This is a genomic window from Actinoplanes sp. NPDC049802, assembly GCF_040656595.1.
Taxonomy (GTDB): domain Bacteria; phylum Actinomycetota; class Actinomycetes; order Mycobacteriales; family Micromonosporaceae; genus Actinoplanes.
Map to the genome: position 1 here is coordinate 26234 of NZ_JBFAMR010000030.1, position 16072 is coordinate 42305.

Genomic DNA, 16072 nt, shown 5'->3' on the forward strand with positions numbered 1-16072 from the left:
CGGGATTGCCGCATGCCGCTGGTGGTGCTGGGCGGGCGCTCTGGGCGACGGTACCGCCCCGGATCGTGCGGCACATCCCCTGTGACCGGATCGTGGGCCTCCCGCGGGTCGTTACGGCCCTCGACGGCGATGGGGGAGAATCCTGTCCGTGCCCGAAGCCAAGACCACCCTGGACCCGGCGATCGCCGCCCGCCTCAAGCGCACGCCGGACGGTCTCGTCGCGGCGATCGTGCAGGAGCACGGCACCGGCGACGTGCTCATGCTCGCCTGGATGGACGACGAGGCGCTGCGCCGCACACTGGCCACCGGCCGCGCCACCTACTGGTCGCGCAGCCGCGGGGAGTACTGGGTGAAGGGCGCCACGTCGGGCCACCACCAGCACGTCAAGAAGGTGTCGCTGGACTGCGACGGGGACGCGCTGCTGGTCACCGTCGTGCAGACCGGCGCCGCCTGCCACACCGGCACCCACACCTGCTTCACCGACGACCTGTTGGAGGCACAGTGACCAGCGGAGCCACCTTCCCGGACGAGGCGGCGTTCGTCGCCACGCGGCGGCGCGTCGTCCCGGTCACCCGCAAACTGCTGGCCGACGGCGAGACCCCGGTGGGCGTCTACCGCAAGCTCGCCGGCGGGCCGGGCACCTTCCTGCTCGAGTCGGCCGAGCAGGGGCTCGCCTGGTCGCGCTACTCGTTCGTCGGGGTCCGCAGCGCGGCCACCCTGGTCGAGCGGGCCGGGCAGGCGCAGTGGCTCGGCACGCCGCCGGACGGCGTACCCCTCGGGGGTGATCCGGTCGTGGCCCTGCGCGAGACGGTGGCCGCGCTGACCGGCGGCCCGGCCACCGGTGACGCCCTGCCGCCGCTGACCGGCGGCATGGTCGGCTATCTCGGTTACGACCTGGTCCGCCGGTTCGAGCGGCTGCCGTCCGAGGCGGCCGACGATCTGCGGCTGCCGGAGCTGGGCATGATGCTCGCCACCGACCTGGTGGTGCTGGACCACCACGAGGGCTCGGCACTGCTGGTGGCCAACGCGGTGCTGCCCGACGGCGCCGGCGACGCGGACCGGCGGGCGGCCTACCACCAGGCGATCGGCCGGCTGGACGCGATGACCACCGCGCTGTCGCGGCCCACCCCGCCGATGGTCTCCACGGTCGAGCGTGTTCCGGCCGGGGAGCCGGTCAGCCGTACCCTGCCGGGGGCGTACCAGAAGGCGGTCGAGGAGGCCAAGGAGGCGATCCGGGCCGGCGAGTGCTTCCAGATCGTGGTGGCGCAGCGGTTCGAGCGGCCCACCGACGCCGACCCGCTGGACGTCTACCGGGTGCTGCGGGCCACCAATCCGAGCCCGTACATGTACCTGCTGCGTTTCGACGACTTCGACATCGTCGGCTCGTCGCCGGAGGCGCACCTCAAGGTCAGCGCCAACCGGACCGCGCTGCTGCACCCGATCGCCGGCACCCGCTGGCGGGGCGCCACCCCGGAGCAGGACGCGGCCCTCGCCGCCGAGCTGCTGGCCGACCCGAAGGAGCGCTCCGAGCACGTGATGCTGGTCGACCTGGGCCGCAACGACCTGGGCCGGGTCTGCGAGCCGGGCAGCGTCGAGGTGCCGGAGTTCGCCCGCATCGAGCGGTACAGCCATGTCATGCACATCGTGTCGACGGTCGTCGGGCGGCTGCGCGCGGACCGGTCGGCGTTCGACGCGCTGGCCGCGACGTTCCCTGCGGGCACCCTGTCCGGGGCGCCGAAGGTGCGGGCCATGGAGATCATCGAGGGGCTGGAACCGACCCGGCGCGGCCTCTACGGCGGGACGGTCGGCTACTTCGGTTTCGCCGGGGACATGGACATGGCCATCGCCATCCGGACCGCGCTGATCAAGGACGGGGTGGCCTACGTGGGGGCGGGCGCCGGCATCGTCGCCGACTCCGACCCGGTCGCCGAGGAGCAGGAGACCCGCAACAAGGCGGCCGCGGTCCTGGCCGCGATCGCCTCGGCCGAAACCCTGCGCGCCGCCCGATGAGCGAGATCGCCGGCGGAGGGGCGCGATGACCCGGCGCGGTCCTCTCGCCGCGGTTCTCGCCTGCCTGGCCGGGGCCGGGCTGGCGCTCTACGCGGTCACCCGGGTGTGGGCGGTCGCGGTGGAGCGGCGCCCGGGCCTGTCCGATCTGCGGACCGAGCAGACCGGCGCCGACACGCAGCCCTGGCTGATCGGCCTGGCCGTGGTGGCGCTCGCCGGGACGGGCGCGCTGCTGGCCACCCGCGGGGTGGCCCGGCGGCTGCTCGGCGTGCTGCTGATGACGGCCGCGGCGGGCATCGTGACCGGTGCCGTGCTGGCCCGGGTCACCCTCGATCCGGGCGCCGCCGGGCAGGCCGGCTGGATCTGGCCGGTGCTGTGCGCGGCCGGCGGCGTGGCCGTCGGGGTGGGCGGGCTGCTCGCGGCGCGTCACGGCCATCGGTGGCCGGCCATGTCCGCCCGGTACGAGCGCCGAAGCCCCACCGAGACGGAGTCCGTCGACGGAACCCGGGAACTCTGGGACGCCCTGGACCGCGGCGACGATCCGACCGCCCGCGGCCGGGATCACCCGTAAGAGTCGGGTCAGCTCGCCATCGAGCGGGCGCGGCGCGGCTGTGCCGCCGGGCTGGCGGCGATCATCGCGGCGACCGCGCGGGCGGTCTCGGCGCGGGCGGCGGCCCGGGCCCGGTCGGCCTGGATGGCGTCCCACGCGTTGTCGCGCGCGGTGCGCACGTTGTCCGGCCCGACGACGGCGCGCTGCACCCCGGTGGCGACCTCGGCCGCGACGGACACGAGGACCCGTGAGACGGCGGCGAAATTCATCGGCTGGTTCAGCATGTCAGTGGCCATGGGTCGACTCCGCTTCCATCGTCCGGCTGGCTGACGGCGTCCTGACGGCGCCGGGACAAGTCTGCCCGAGAGACATGATGGCCGAGTCCTATTTCCGCACGGTGACGCCCGTGTCAACGCACCGTGGGATCGCCCGAACGGGGGAAGCGGCCCAGTACAGTGGGGTGTCGGCGGCGTCACCATGTGAGCGATGAGACATCGGCGCCGGGCAGCCTGGCATTATGCCCCAGTCCATTCCGTGAGGCGCGCCATACCCCCAGGAGGCCGTCACCCCCCGTCACCTCCTAGCATCAGGCCGAAGACACCCGGAGAGGGGAGTCATTAGGTGACATCCGATCAGGCGGAAGCGGGCAGTGGCGGACCCGCGCGCGGAGCGGCTTCGCAGAACGTGCTCGAGGAGATCCTCGCCGGCGTCCGTGAGGACGTGGCGGCGCGGCAGGCGGCGATGCCGCTGGAGAAGGTGCGCGAGCTGGCGGCGGCCGCGCCGCCCGCCATCGACGCGTACGCGGCGTTGCGCAAGCCGGGAGTGGCGGTGATCGCCGAGGTGAAGCGGGCGTCGCCGTCCAAGGGCGCGCTCGCCGACATCCCCGACCCGGCCGAGCTGGCCGGGGACTACGCGGCCGGTGGCGCCCGCTGCATCAGTGTCCTCACCGAGGGCCGCTGGTTCGGCGGTTCGCTCGGCGACCTCGCGGCGGTCCGGGCCGCGGTGCGGATCCCGGTGCTGCGCAAGGACTTCGTGGTCTCCAGCTACCAGGTGCACGAGGCGCGCGCGCACGGCGCCGATCTGGTGCTGCTGATCGTCGCCGCGCTGGAGCAGAACGCTCTGGTGGGCCTCCTGGAGCGCATCGAGTCGCTGGGCATGACCGCCCTCGTCGAGGTGCACAACGAGGAGGAGGCCGATCGGGCTCTGGAGGCGAACGCGAAGGTCATCGGCGTCAACGCCCGGGACCTGCGCACCCTCGAGGTGGACCGGTCGGTGTTCGAGCGCATCGCGCCCGGCCTGCCGCAGAACGTCGTGAAGATCGCCGAGTCCGGTGTGCGCGGCCCGCACGACCTGATCCGGTACGCGTCGGCGGGTGCCGACGCGGTGCTGGTCGGCGAGGGCCTGGTGACTCAGAAGTCGCCGCGTGACGCGGTGGCCGAGCTGGTCAACGCCGGCAACCATCCGGCCACGCCGAGGCCGGTGCGGTGACGAGCCGGGGGCCCGACGATGCGACCGAGTGAGGGAGGTGCGGCATGACCGCTCCGACGTTGCCCGACCTTGCCGGACATTTCGGCAAATATGGGGGCCGTTTCGTTCCCGAGGCGCTGGTCAAGGCCCTCGACGAGCTGGACGCGGCGTACCGGTCGGCGAAGCAGGACCCGCAGTTCCAGGCCCGCTTCCAGGATCTGCTGCTCAACTACGCGGGCGTGCCGTCGCTGCTGTACCGGGCGGCCCGGCTGTCCGAGGCGCTGGGCGCGGAGATCTGGCTGAAGCGGGAGGACCTCAACCACACCGGCGCCCACAAGGTGCGCAACGTGCTGGGCCAGGCGCTGCTCGCCAAGCGGATGGGCAAGCCCCGGGTGATCGCCGAGACCGGCGCCGGCCAGCACGGTGTGGCCAGCGCGACCGCGGCCGCCCTGCTGGACCTGGAGTGCGTCGTCTACATGGGCGAGACCGACACCCAGCGACAGGCGCTCAACGTCGCCCGGATGCGGATGCTCGGCGCGACCGTGATCCCGGTGACCAACGGCTCGCGCACCCTGAAGGACGCGCTCAACGAGGCGCTGCGCGACTGGGTCTCCACCGTCGAGACCACCCACTACCTGCTCGGGACGGCGGCCGGGCCGCACCCGTTCCCGGAGCTGGTGCGCGACTTCGTCGGCGGCATCGGTGTCGAGGCCCGGGCCCAGTGCCTGGAGCAGCTCGGCCGCCTGCCGGACGCGGTGGCCGCGTGCGTGGGCGGCGGGTCGAACGCGATCGGCATCTTCCACGCCTTCGTGCCGGACGAGAGCGTCCGGCTGTACGGCTTCGAGGCCGGCGGCGACGGGGTGGAGACCGGACGGCACGCGGCGTCGATCACCGGTGGCACGGTCGGTGTGCTGCACGGCAATCGCACCTATCTGCTTCAGGACGACGACGGCCAGACCATCGAGTCGCACTCGATCTCGGCGGGACTGGACTACCCCGGTGTCGGCCCGGAGCACGCCTGGCTGCACGACACCGGCCGGGCGGTCTACGAGCCGGTCACCGACGCCGAGGCGATGGCCGCGTTCCAGCTGCTCTGCCGTACCGAGGGGATCATCCCGGCGATCGAGAGCTCGCACGCCCTGGCCGGCGCCGCGAAGATCGCCCCCCGGCTGCGCGAGGAGCTGGGCCGCACCCCGGCGATCGTGGTGAACCTGTCCGGGCGCGGCGACAAGGACGTGCACACCGCCGGCGCCTACTTCGGCCTGCTGGACCAGGTGGAGACGGTCGTACCCGGGGAGAACACGTGAGCATCGCGCAGACGTTCGCCAAGGCGAAGGCGGAGAACCGGTCGGTGCTGGTCGGCTGCATGCCGGCCGGCTTCCCGACGGTCGACCACAGCATCGAGCAGATGATCGCGATGCACGAGGCCGGCTGCGACGTGATCGAGGTCGAGCTGCCGTACTCGGACCCGGTGATGGACGGCCCGGTCATCCAGAGGGCCAGCGACATCGCGCTCGCGGGCGGTGTCCGGACCCGGGACACCCTGAAGATCATCGAGGCGGTGTCGTCGGCGGGCGGCACGGTCGTGCTGATGACCTACTGGAACCCGGTCGAGAGATACGGTGTCGACGCGTTCGCCCGGGACCTGGCCGCGGCCGGGGCCACCGGCATGATCACGCCGGACCTGATCCCGGACGAGGCGGCCGAGTGGATCGCCGCCGCCGACGCCCACAAGATCGACCGGACGTTCCTGGTGGCGCCGTCGTCGACCGATGAGCGGATCGCGATGACCCTGGACAACTGCCGGGGCTTCGTCTACGCGACCGCGCTGATGGGCGTCACCGGCGCCCGCACGTCGGTGTCCTCGCAGGCACCCGAGCTGGTGGCCCGGATCCGGGCGATCGACCCGGAGATGCCGGTCGGTGTCGGCCTGGGCGTCGGCAACGGGCGGCAGGCCGCCGAGGTGGCCGCCTTCGCCGACGGCGTGATCGTCGGCAGCGCCCTGATCCGCTGCGTGCTGGAGGCGCCCGACCGGGCCGCCGGCCTCCGTGATCTGCGTGCTCTGAGCACCGAGCTCGCCGAGGGCGTACGCCGCTGAGCCGCCGCCGAGGGCGCCGGCGAATTGGCCGGTGCCCTGGGCATCACATCGGTGCCGAACGGCGGTAGCGTGTGCACCCGTGAACATCGCCGCCATCCCCAGTCCCACCGAGTCGGTGTGGCATGTCCTAGGGCTTCCGATCCGGGCGTACGCGCTGTGCATCATCGTCGGCATCGTCGTCGCCACCCTGTTGATGGAGCAGCGTCTGCGCCACCGCGGGGTGGAGCCCTGGACCTCACTGGACCTGGTGGTCTGGGCGGTCCCGTTCGGCATCATCGGCGCCCGGATCTACCACCTGATCACCTCCCCGCAGGAGTACTTCGGTTCCGGCGGTGAGCCGATGGACGCCTTCAAGATCTGGGAGGGCGGTCTCGGGATCTGGGGCGCGGTGGCCGGCGGCGCGCTCGGCGCGTGGATCGCGGCCCGCCAGATCGGCCTGCCGCTGACCGTGTTCGCCGACGCCCTGGCGCCCGCGCTGCCGGTGGCGCAGGCGATCGGCCGGATCGGCAACTGGTTCAACAACGAGCTGTACGGGAAGGTCACCACCCTGCCGTGGGGCCTGGAAGTGCACGACATGGACCAGGCGAACCCGGGCCGGGCCGCGGTGATCGACGGCGAGCCGGTGACGTTGCCGGACCTCTACCATCCGACGTTCGCGTACGAGGCGATCTGGAACCTGGGTGTCGCGGCCATGGTGTGGCTGCTGGACCGCAAGTTCAAGTTCGGCCGGGGCCGGGCGTTCGCGCTGTACGTGATGGGTTACACCGCCGGCCGCCTGTGGATCGAGATGCTGCGTGTCGACGAGGCGAACAGCTTCTTCGGCGTCCGGATCAACGTGTTCGTCTCGATCCTGGTATTCCTGGGCGCGGCCGTCTACTTCTTCGTGGTGAAGGGCGCCCGCGAGTACGTGGTGCCGATCGACGCCCCGGAGACCGCCCCCGAGCCGTCGGATCTCGCGGCGAGCGACCTCTCGCAGGTGGACGTGGGCGCCGCGGCGACGGACACGTCCCGCAAGATGCCGATCGCCTACCAGGTGGTGAGCCGGGAGCGGTTCGAGGAGTACCACCGGACCGGCATCCTGCCGCCCGCGGAGAAGGCCGGCACGGTGTCGGCGGCCGTCGGCGACACCGCGGAGACCTCCTCCTCCGACGAGAGCTGACCGCAGTGCGTACGGCCGTGGTGGTGGGCGCCGGGATGGCCGGCCTGGCCGCCGCGGGCGCGCTGTCGCGGTCCGGCTGGCGGGTGACGGTGCTGGAGCGTTCGGAGCGGGTGGCCGCGCCGGCGGCCGCCGTGGTGCTCTGGCCCAACGGCCTGCGCGCCCTGGAGTCGCTGCACCCGGACGGCGGCTGGACGGCGATCGCGTCGCCGCTGCCGGACGGTGGGGTCCGCCGCCCGGACGGTCAGTGGCTGGTCGCGCCCCGCCCCCGTGCCGGCTCCGGCCCGGCGCCGGTGGTCGTGCATCTGGAGGATCTGTTCGACGCGCTGGTCGCGGGTCTCGGTGACGCCGAGGTCCGCACCGGTTTCGACGTGACGACGGTCCGGGTGGACCGGCGCCGGCGGCCCACGGTCGGCGACGGCCGCACCGTGATCGAGGCGGATCTGCTGATCGCCGCGGACGGCATCGACAGCCGGGTCCGCGCCGCGGTGGCGCCGGAGGCGGTGGCCGTCGGCTCCGGCTTCGCCGCCTGGCAGGCGGTGATCCCCGGCTTCCGGGCGCCACGACTGGACGGCGACCGCTGTCCCGCCGGCGAGACGCTCGGCGCCGGCTACCGGTTCGTGGCGATGCCGCTGGGCGACCGGGCCGGCGGCCGGGGCGGTGTCTACTGGGTGGCGACGGCCGCCGGCGCACCGCGCCCGGAGTCGCCGGCCACCCAGCTGGCCCTGCTGCGGCGCTGGTTCGCCGGCTGGCACGAGCCGGTCGGCGCGCTGCTGGACGCGACCCGCCCGGAGGATCTGGTTCCGCAGGGCGTCCGGGAGTTGCGGCCGCTGCCGCGCGCCTACGGGTTCGCCTCCGCCGGCGGTGGGGTGGTGCTGATCGGTGACGCCGCCCACGCCATGCCGCACCATCTCGGCCAGGGCGCGTGCCTGGCGTTCGAGGACGTGGCGACGCTGCGCTCGCTGACCGCCACGGCCGAGCCGGGGGAGGGCCTGATCGCGGCGGTCGAGGCCTACGACCGGCTGCGCCGCCCGCGCACCACCACGGTGGTCCGCCGGAATCGCCGGATGTCCGCGGTGGTCCAGGCTCGCGGCCGTCTCGCGCTGCGGGCCCGCGACGCCGCCCTGCACCACATGCGCCCGCGCATGCTGGGCCGCCACCTCGACCCGGTCGCCGACTGGACGCCCCCGGACTGAGAAATTTCTCTCCTCCGGTCCCGGGCCGTCTTACCGGAAGGGCTTGTCCGAGAGCTTTTCCGGCGTCTCGCGCCTTTCCCGGTCGTTGTGCCGCGCCCGCCGCGGCTTTTCTCGCCCGCGTTCCCTCACGCTTTCTCGAAACCCTTTCCCGGTACGCCTGTGATCGTTAACAAATGCATTTCCGCCCGTTCCGTGGCGCACCGCGGCCGTCTGCCGGGCCCAGGCCGCGACGCGCCCGCCGGGCTGATCCGGTGGACGGCCGCCGCGCCGCGGCGCGGCGGGGGAGAGTCACGGCGCCCCGGATCCCATGATCAAGATGCGGGACGCGACCGAATGGAAGATGTCACAGTCGCCGTCCCCGCGTGAAACAGGCGTCTCCCTGTGCGGGAACCCACCGGAGCCCTCCGTCGGGTAAGCAACCAACAGGATTCGACTGCTTACCCCGTACCAGATGTTGGGAAGTGTGAGGCATTCGCGGACCCGCTCAGAGAGGCGCGGCGGCGGGCTCGGCGATGCATGCGGTGCCCACCCGCCGGAAGCCGACCTTCGTGTAGAGCCGGGCCACGTCGTCATCGCCCGCCGACAGGAACACCAGATCGGCGCCGCCGGCCAGCAGCCGCCCGGCGAGCGTGGCGGTGAGCTGCGAGGCGTAACCGCGCCGCCGCGCCGACGGCAGGGACGCCACCCCGACGATCTCGGCGACGTCACCGCAGCGCTGGCCGGTCGCGGTCGCCACGATGCCCTCGCCCGGTGTCTCGGCCACCACGGTGAGGTAGTCGCCGGTGGCCGCCATCTCCCGCGCCTGGCGCACCACCTCGGCGCCGGGCGGCTCGGCGGCATCCCGCTCGGAGGGGCCCGCATCCTCGATGAGCAGCGCGTTCTCCGCCGACTCCAGGGGCGTCTGATAGGCCGGGGAGGCGAAGGCGAGCCGCGCCACCGCCCGGGAGGCGCCCAGGTCGGCGGCGAACGTGGGCGCGGCGGGATCCAGCGGCCGGCAGGTGGCGTCACGCAGCGGCAGGTCGGGCACCAGCGCCGCCCGGTCGAGCACCAGCAGCGGCGCGAGCAGCACGTCGAGCCCGGCCGAACGGGCCACGGCCAGCAGATCCGGGGTGTTCTCGTGGACCCATTCGAAGGTCTCCGGCAGTCCCAGCTCGCGCTGGCGGCGCCGGACCTCGGTCAGATCGGCCGCGGAAGGGGTGTGCGAACCCCGCTTCGGCCGTGCATAGTAGGGCCAGCCCTCACCGTCGCGGACGAAGAGAACCATCGAACCGAAATCTTCGGCCCGTGCCCAGGGGCGGGGCAAAGCGTCGTAGAACCGCTCGAGCCGGTCGAAGAGGCCGGAATCCACTGGCGCCATCGCGCGAGACTACCGGTCCGCACACCTGCTGTGCTATTCAGTTCGTCCGCAGATCGGTGCGCCGGATCGGTACGAGGTGTGATCAATCCGCATCTGGCGGAGATCAGTGGCTCTTAACGTAGACTCAAGAGACTTTGCAGGGCCGACGTCGTCCCGACCTCAGACGGAAACACCAGTGACGACAGGAGGCCCGGTGGCATATCCGCACCCCCAGGGGCTTTATGACCCTCAGTCGGAGCGAGACGCCTGTGGTGTCGCATTTGTTGCCGACATTCACGGCCGTCGCTCCCACGATGTGGTGGCCAAGGGCCTGTCCGCGCTGATTCGGCTCGACCACCGCGGTGCCCGCGGCGCCGAGCAGAACACCGGTGACGGCGCCGGCATCATGATCCAGATTCCGGACCGCTACTACCGCGCGGCCGCGGGCTTCGACCTGCCGCCCGCCGGGCAGTACGCCACCGGGCTCGTCTTCCTGCCCACGGACCCCGACGACGCGGCCCGTGCGACCAAGGTCTTCGAGAAGTACGTGCTCGTCGAGGGCGGCGAGGTGCTCGGCTGGCGCGACGTGCCGGTCGACCCGTCCGGCCTGGGCGCCACCGCCGAGGACGCCCGCCCCGCGATCCGCCAGGTGTTCCTGTCGGCGCACCGGCTCGTCGACGCGCCCGCCGGCCCCGCCGGCGAGCAGCTGTCCGGGCTGGAACTGGACCGGGTCGCGTTCTGCATCCGCAAGCAGGCCGAACGGGAGACCTCCCAGCGCGGCGTCGCGGTGTACTTCCCGTCGCTGTCCTCCCGGACCATCACCTACAAGGGCATGCTCACCCCGGAGCAGCTGCCGGCGTTCTTCCCGGAGCTGTCCGACGACCGGATGGACAGCGCCATCGCGCTGGTGCACTCCCGGTTCTCCACCAACACGTTCCCGTCGTGGCCGCTGGCGCACCCGTACCGGCTGATCGCCCACAACGGTGAGATCAACACGATCCGCGGCAACAAGAACTGGATGGCGGCCCGCGAGGCGCTGCTGTCGTCGCCGAACCTGCCCGGCAACATCAAGCGGCTGTTCCCGATCAACTCGCCCGAGGCCTCCGACTCGGCCAGCTTCGACGAGGTCCTCGAACTGCTGCACCTGGCCGGCCGCAGCCTGCCCCACTCGGTGCTCATGATGATCCCCGAGGCGTGGGAGAACGACCCGGACATGGAGCCGGCCCGCCGCGCCTTCTACCGGTTCCACGCGAGCCTCATGGAGCCGTGGGACGGCCCGGCCGCCGTGGCGTTCACCGACGGCACGATCATCGGCGCCGTCCTCGACCGCAACGGCCTGCGCCCCGGCCGCTGGTGGCACACCGCCGACGGCCTGGTGGTGCTCGGCTCCGAAGCCGGCGTCATCGACGTCGAGCCGAGCCGGGTCGTCGCCAAGGGCCGCCTGCAGCCGGGCAAGATGTTCCTGGTCGACACCGCGGCCGGCCGCATCGTCCACGACGCGGAGATCAAGGCCGAGCTGGCCGCCGCCGAGCCGTACGCCGACTGGCTGCACGCCGGCCTGATCGAGCTGGAGGACCTGCCCGCCCGCGAGCACGTCATCTACACCCACGACTCGGTGCTGCGCCGCCAGCAGGTCTTCGGCTACTCCGAGGAGGAGCTGAAGATCCTGGTCGCGCCGATGGCGCGGGCCGGCGCCGAGCCGCTGGGCTCGATGGGCACCGACACCCCGATCTCGCCGCTGTCCACCCGGCCGCGGCTGCTGTTCGACTACTTCCACCAGCTGTTCGCCCAGGTGACGAACCCGCCGCTGGACGCCATCCGCGAGGAACTGGTCACCAGCCTGTCGACGACGATCGGGCCCGAGGGCAACCTGCTCGACCCCGGCCCGGCCAGCTGCCGGCAGATCGTCCTGCCCTACCCGGTCATTGACAACGACGAGCTGGCCAAGATCCTGTCCATCGACGAGGACGGCGACCTGCCCGGCTTCAAGGCGGTCCGGGTGTCCGGCCTGTACCCGCTGCGCGACGGCGCGGCCGGCATCAAGGCCCGGCTCACCCAGATCTGCCGGCACGTGTCGGAGGCCATCGAGGACGGCGTGCGCATCCTCGTGCTGTCCGACCGCGACTCCAACGCCGACCTGGCGCCGATCCCGTCGCTGCTGCTCACCGCCGCGGTCCACCAGCACCTGGTGCGCGAGCAGACGCGTACACAGGTGGCGCTGGTCGTCGAGTCCGGCGACTGCCGCGAGGTGCACCACGCCGCCGTGCTGCTCGGCTACGGCGCGGCCGCCGTCAACCCGTACCTGGCGTTCGAGAGCGTCGACGACCTGATCGCCACCGGCACCCTGGTCGGCGTCGAGCCGCGCAAGGCGGTCCGCAACTACGTCAAGGCGCTCGGCAAGGGCGTCCTGAAGATCATGTCCAAGATGGGCATCTCGACCGTGTCGTCGTACTGCGGCGCCCAGGTGTTCGAGGCCGTCGGCCTGGACAACAAGCTGCTGCAGCGCTACTTCGCCGGCACGTCCGGCCGGATCGGCGGCGTCGGCCTCGACGGCATCCACCAGGAGGTCAAGGCCCGCCACGAGAAGGCCTACCCGGCGAACCGGGCCGAGCGGGCGCACCGCCGCCTCGAGGTCGGCGGCGAGTACCAGTGGCGCCGCGAGGGCGAGCTGCACCTGTTCAACCCGGAGACCGTCTTCCTGCTCCAGCACGCCACCCGCAGCAAGCAGTACGACGTCTTCAAGCGCTACACCGGCAAGATCAACCAGCTGTCCGCCGACGCGGGCCACCTGCGCGGCCTGTTCCGGTTCGCCTCCGACCGCACCCCGATCCCGATCGACGAGGTCGAACCCGCCACCGAGATCGTCAAACGGTTCTCCACCGGCGCGATGAGCTACGGCTCCATCTCCGCCGAATCGCACGAGACCCTCGCGATCGCCATGAACCGGCTCGGCGCCAAATCCAACACCGGCGAGGGCGGCGAGGACGTCGAACGCCTCTACGACCCGCAGCGCCGCTCCGCGATCAAGCAGATCGCCTCCGGCCGGTTCGGCGTGACGAGCGAATACCTCGTCAACGCCGACGACCTGCAGATCAAGATGGCGCAGGGCGCGAAGCCCGGCGAGGGCGGCCAGCTGCCCGGCAACAAGGTGTGGCCGTGGATCGCCAAGACCCGGCACGCCACCCCCGGCGTCGGCCTCATCTCGCCGCCACCGCACCACGACATCTACTCCATCGAGGACCTGGCCCAGCTCGTCCACGACCTCAAGATGGTCAACCCGATGGCCCGGGTGCACGTCAAACTGGTCAGCGAGATCGGTGTCGGCACCGTCGCCGCCGGCGTCGCCAAACTCAAGGCCGACGTCATCCTGATCTCCGGCCACGACGGCGGCACCGGCGCGTCCCCGCTCAACTCGCTCAAGCACGCCGGCACCCCCTGGGAGCTCGGCCTGGCCGAGGCGCAGCAGACGCTGCTGCTCAACAAGCTGCGCGACCGGGTCACCGTCCAGGTCGACGGCCAGCTCAAGACCGGCCGCGACGTGGTCATCGCCGCGCTGCTGGGCGCCGAGGAGTTCGGCTTCGCGACCAGTCCGCTGATCGTCTCCGGCTGCATCATGATGCGCGTCTGCCACCTGGACACCTGCCCAGTCGGCATCGCCACCCAGAACCCGGTGCTGCGCGAGCGCTTCACCGGCAAACCCGAATTCGTCGAGAACTTCTTCATGTTCCTCGCCGAAGAGGTCCGTGAGATCCTCGCCGAACTGGGCTTCCGCACCATCGACGAGGCGATCGGCCACGCCGAGATCCTCAACGTGACCGAGGCCGTCGACCACTGGAAGGCCAAGGGCCTCGACCTCGCCCCGGTGCTGTACGTTCCGGAGCTGCCCGAAGGCGCCGCCCGCCGCGGCGTCGTCGCCCAGGACCACGGCCTCGACCAGGCCCTCGACAACCAGCTCATCGCCCTCGCCCAGCCGGCGCTCACCGACGGCCTGCCGGTCCGCGCCGAACTGCCCACCCGCAACGACCAGCGCAGCGTCGGCGCGATGCTCGGCGGCGAGGTCAGCCGCCGCTACGGCGGCAACGGCCTGCCCGACGACACCATCTCCTTCACCCTGCGCGGCACCGGCGGCAACTCGTTCGGCGCCTTCCTGCCGCGCGGCGTCACCCTGCGGCTCATCGGCGACAGCAACGACTACGTCGCCAAGGGCCTCTCCGGCGGCCGCGTCATCGTGCGCCCCGCCGAGGACGCGCCGTTCACGGCGGAGGAGAACACCATCGCCGGCAACACCCTGCTGTACGGCGCCACCAGCGGCGAACTGTTCCTGCGCGGCCGCGTCGGCGAACGGTTCGCGGTCCGCAACTCCGGAGCCCACGCGGTCGTCGAAGGCGTCGGCGACCACGGCTGCGAATACATGACCGGCGGCATCGTGGTGGTGCTCGGCCCCACCGGCCGCAACTTCGCGGCCGGCATGAGCGGCGGCAAGGCGTTCCTGCTCGACCTCGACCAGAACCTGGTCAACCCCGAACTCGTCGACCTCGCCCCGCTCACCGACGACGAACGCGACCTGCTGCGCTCGCTCGTCGAGAAGCACCACGCCGAAACCGACTCGGCCGTCGCCGGGCGCCTGCTCAAGGACTGGCCCGCCGCCGTCGAACGGTTCACCGCCGTGGTCCCGCGCGACTACAAGCGCGTCATGGAACTGATCAAGACCGCCGAAGCGGCCGGTCGCAACGTTGACGAGGCGGTCATGGGGGTAACCAGTGCCTGACCCTAACGGTTTCCTCCGCTACGAGCGGCAGCTGCCGAAGCGCCGGCCCGTGCCGGTGCGCATCATGGACTGGAAAGAGGTCTACCCGCCCGCCGGCGAGGAGCTGATCCGCGACCAGGCCACCCGCTGCATGGACTGCGGCATCCCGTTCTGCCACGACGGCTGCCCCCTGGGCAACCGCATCCCGGACTGGAACGATCTCGTCCGTACCCAGCAGTGGCCGGCCGCGGCCGACGCGCTGCACGCCACCAACAACTTCCCCGAGTTCACCGGCCGGCTCTGCCCGGCGCCGTGCGAAGCGGCCTGTGTGCTCGGCATCGGCGGCAGCGCCGGCGGCGGACCGGTCACCATCAAGCAGGTCGAGGTGGAGATCGCCAACCACGCGTTCGGTGCCGGGCTCGTCCCGCAGCCGGCGCCGGCGTCCTCCGGCAAGTCCGTCGCGATCGTCGGCTCCGGCCCGGCCGGCCTGGCCGCCGCGCAGCAGCTGGCCCGCGCCGGGCACGCGGTCACCGTCTACGAGCGCGACGACCGCATCGGCGGCCTGCTCCGCTACGGCATCCCCGACTTCAAGATCGAGAAGCACGTCATCGACACCCGTCTGGCACAGATGTCCGCCGAGGGCGTCGAGTTCCAGACCGGCGTCGACGTCGGCGCCGACATCACCGCCGACGACCTGCGCGAACGCTACGACGCCGTCCTCCTCGCCGCCGGCGCCCTCGCCGGCCGCGACACCCCGGAAACCCCCGGCCGCCACCTCAAGGGCGTCCACCTGGCCATGGAACACCTCGTCCCGGCCAACCGGATCGTCGCCGGCCTGCAGGACACCACCCCGATCGACGCCCACGGCAAGCACGTCGTCATCATCGGCGGCGGCGACACCGGCGCCGACTGCCTCGGCGTCGCCCACCGCCAGGGCGCCGCGTCGATCACCCAGCTCGACCAGTACCCGCTGCCCCCCGAGGAACGCACCGGCGTCAAGGACCCGTGGCCCACCTGGCCGCTGATCCTGCGCAACTACGCCGCACACGAGGAAGGCGGCGACCGCGTCTTCGGCGTCGCCGTCCAGGAGTTCGTCGGCGACACCGACGGCAACCTCACCGCCGTCCGCATCGCCGAAGTCAGCGTCCAGCGCGTCGACGGCGTCCGCACCGTCGTCGTCACCCCCGGCACCGAACGCGAACTGCGCGCCGACCTCGTCCTGCTCGCCATCGGCTTCGACGGCACCGAGGACCAGCCGCTGCTCACCCAGTTCGGCCTGCGCCGCAACCGGCGCAACGTCCTCGACGCCGACCAGGGCTGGCAGACCGGCGCCCCCGGCGTTTTCGTCGCCGGCGACATGCACAAGGGCGCCTCGCTCATCGTCTGGGCGATCGCCGAAGGACGCGCCGCCGCCGCGGCCATCCACTCCTACCTCGGCGCCGCCGGGGAACTGCCCGCCCCGGTCCGCTCCGACTCACAACCGTTGTCCGCCTGAACCGAAACGCCGGAAAGGCC

At 72.2% G+C, this 16072-nt stretch carries 12 protein-coding genes; 10 read left to right on the forward strand and 2 right to left on the reverse strand.

Going from position 1 to position 16072, the window contains the following annotated elements; translation table 11 throughout:
- Nucleotides 1-142 precede the first annotated feature (142 nt).
- The 3 genes from hisI to AB0I88_RS21505 are packed head-to-tail and all read left to right on the forward strand — an operon-like array spanning nt 143 to nt 2578.
- Nucleotides 143-505 carry a phosphoribosyl-AMP cyclohydrolase gene (gene hisI / locus AB0I88_RS21495; protein ID WP_361027245.1) on the forward strand — a complete coding sequence of 121 codons (363 nt, stop codon included), beginning with the start codon at nt 143-145 and terminating at the stop codon, nt 503-505.
- Nucleotides 502-2010: an anthranilate synthase component I gene (locus AB0I88_RS21500; protein WP_361027084.1), complete on the forward strand. Its 1509-nt coding sequence runs from the start codon at nt 502-504 to the stop codon at nt 2008-2010. Before hisI ends, AB0I88_RS21500 begins: the two co-directional genes overlap by 4 nt.
- 25 nt (nt 2011-2035) lie before the next feature.
- Nucleotides 2036-2578 carry a Trp biosynthesis-associated membrane protein gene (locus AB0I88_RS21505; RefSeq protein ID WP_361027087.1) on the forward strand — a complete coding sequence of 181 codons (543 nt, stop codon included), beginning with the start codon at nt 2036-2038 and terminating at the stop codon, nt 2576-2578.
- Between the two features lie 8 nt (nt 2579-2586).
- On the opposite strand, the gene AB0I88_RS21510 is transcribed toward AB0I88_RS21505, so the two are convergent.
- Nucleotides 2587-2853: a hypothetical protein gene (locus tag AB0I88_RS21510; protein WP_361027090.1), complete on the reverse strand. Its 267-nt coding sequence runs from the start codon at nt 2851-2853 to the stop codon at nt 2587-2589.
- Between the two features lie 388 nt (nt 2854-3241).
- On the opposite strand from AB0I88_RS21510, the gene trpC reads away from it, so the two are divergent.
- The 5 genes from trpC to AB0I88_RS21535 all read left to right on the forward strand — a co-directional run bounded on the left by trpC (nt 3242) and on the right by AB0I88_RS21535 (nt 8474).
- The gene (gene trpC / locus AB0I88_RS21515) at nt 3242-4045 is read left to right on the forward strand and encodes an indole-3-glycerol phosphate synthase TrpC (RefSeq protein WP_361027248.1); all 804 of its coding nucleotides are present in this window, start codon (nt 3242-3244) and stop codon (nt 4043-4045) included.
- Nucleotides 4046-4089: 44 nt separating this feature from the next.
- Nucleotides 4090-5331 (forward strand): tryptophan synthase subunit beta, encoded by a 1242-nt coding sequence (gene trpB, locus AB0I88_RS21520; protein WP_361027093.1) that lies wholly within the window; start codon nt 4090-4092, stop codon nt 5329-5331.
- Entirely contained in the window at nt 5328-6122 is a 795-nt protein-coding gene (gene trpA / locus AB0I88_RS21525; protein ID WP_361027096.1) for a tryptophan synthase subunit alpha, read from the forward strand. The genes trpB and trpA overlap by 4 nt, the downstream gene beginning before the upstream one ends.
- A gap of 79 nt (nt 6123-6201) precedes the next feature.
- Entirely contained in the window at nt 6202-7281 is a 1080-nt protein-coding gene (gene lgt / locus AB0I88_RS21530; protein WP_361027099.1) for a prolipoprotein diacylglyceryl transferase, read from the forward strand.
- Between the two features lie 5 nt (nt 7282-7286).
- Nucleotides 7287-8474, forward strand: coding sequence for an NAD(P)/FAD-dependent oxidoreductase (locus AB0I88_RS21535; RefSeq protein WP_361027102.1), 1188 nt, complete (start codon nt 7287-7289; stop codon nt 8472-8474).
- A 484-nt stretch (nt 8475-8958) separates the two neighbouring features.
- Here the strand turns inward: AB0I88_RS21535 and AB0I88_RS21540 are convergent, their stop codons facing one another.
- Nucleotides 8959-9831, reverse strand: coding sequence for a GNAT family N-acetyltransferase (locus AB0I88_RS21540; protein WP_361027105.1), 873 nt, complete (start codon nt 9829-9831; stop codon nt 8959-8961).
- A 175-nt stretch (nt 9832-10006) separates the two neighbouring features.
- On the opposite strand from AB0I88_RS21540, the gene gltB reads away from it, so the two are divergent.
- A complete protein-coding gene (gene gltB, locus AB0I88_RS21545) occupies nt 10007-14578 on the forward strand; it encodes a glutamate synthase large subunit (protein WP_361027108.1) in 4572 nt (1523 codons plus the stop codon).
- Complete coding sequence (locus AB0I88_RS21550) at nt 14571-16052, forward strand: glutamate synthase subunit beta (protein WP_361027111.1); 1482 nt, start codon at nt 14571-14573, stop codon at nt 16050-16052. Before gltB ends, AB0I88_RS21550 begins: the two co-directional genes overlap by 8 nt.
- The last annotated feature ends 20 nt before the right edge of the window (nt 16053-16072 follow it).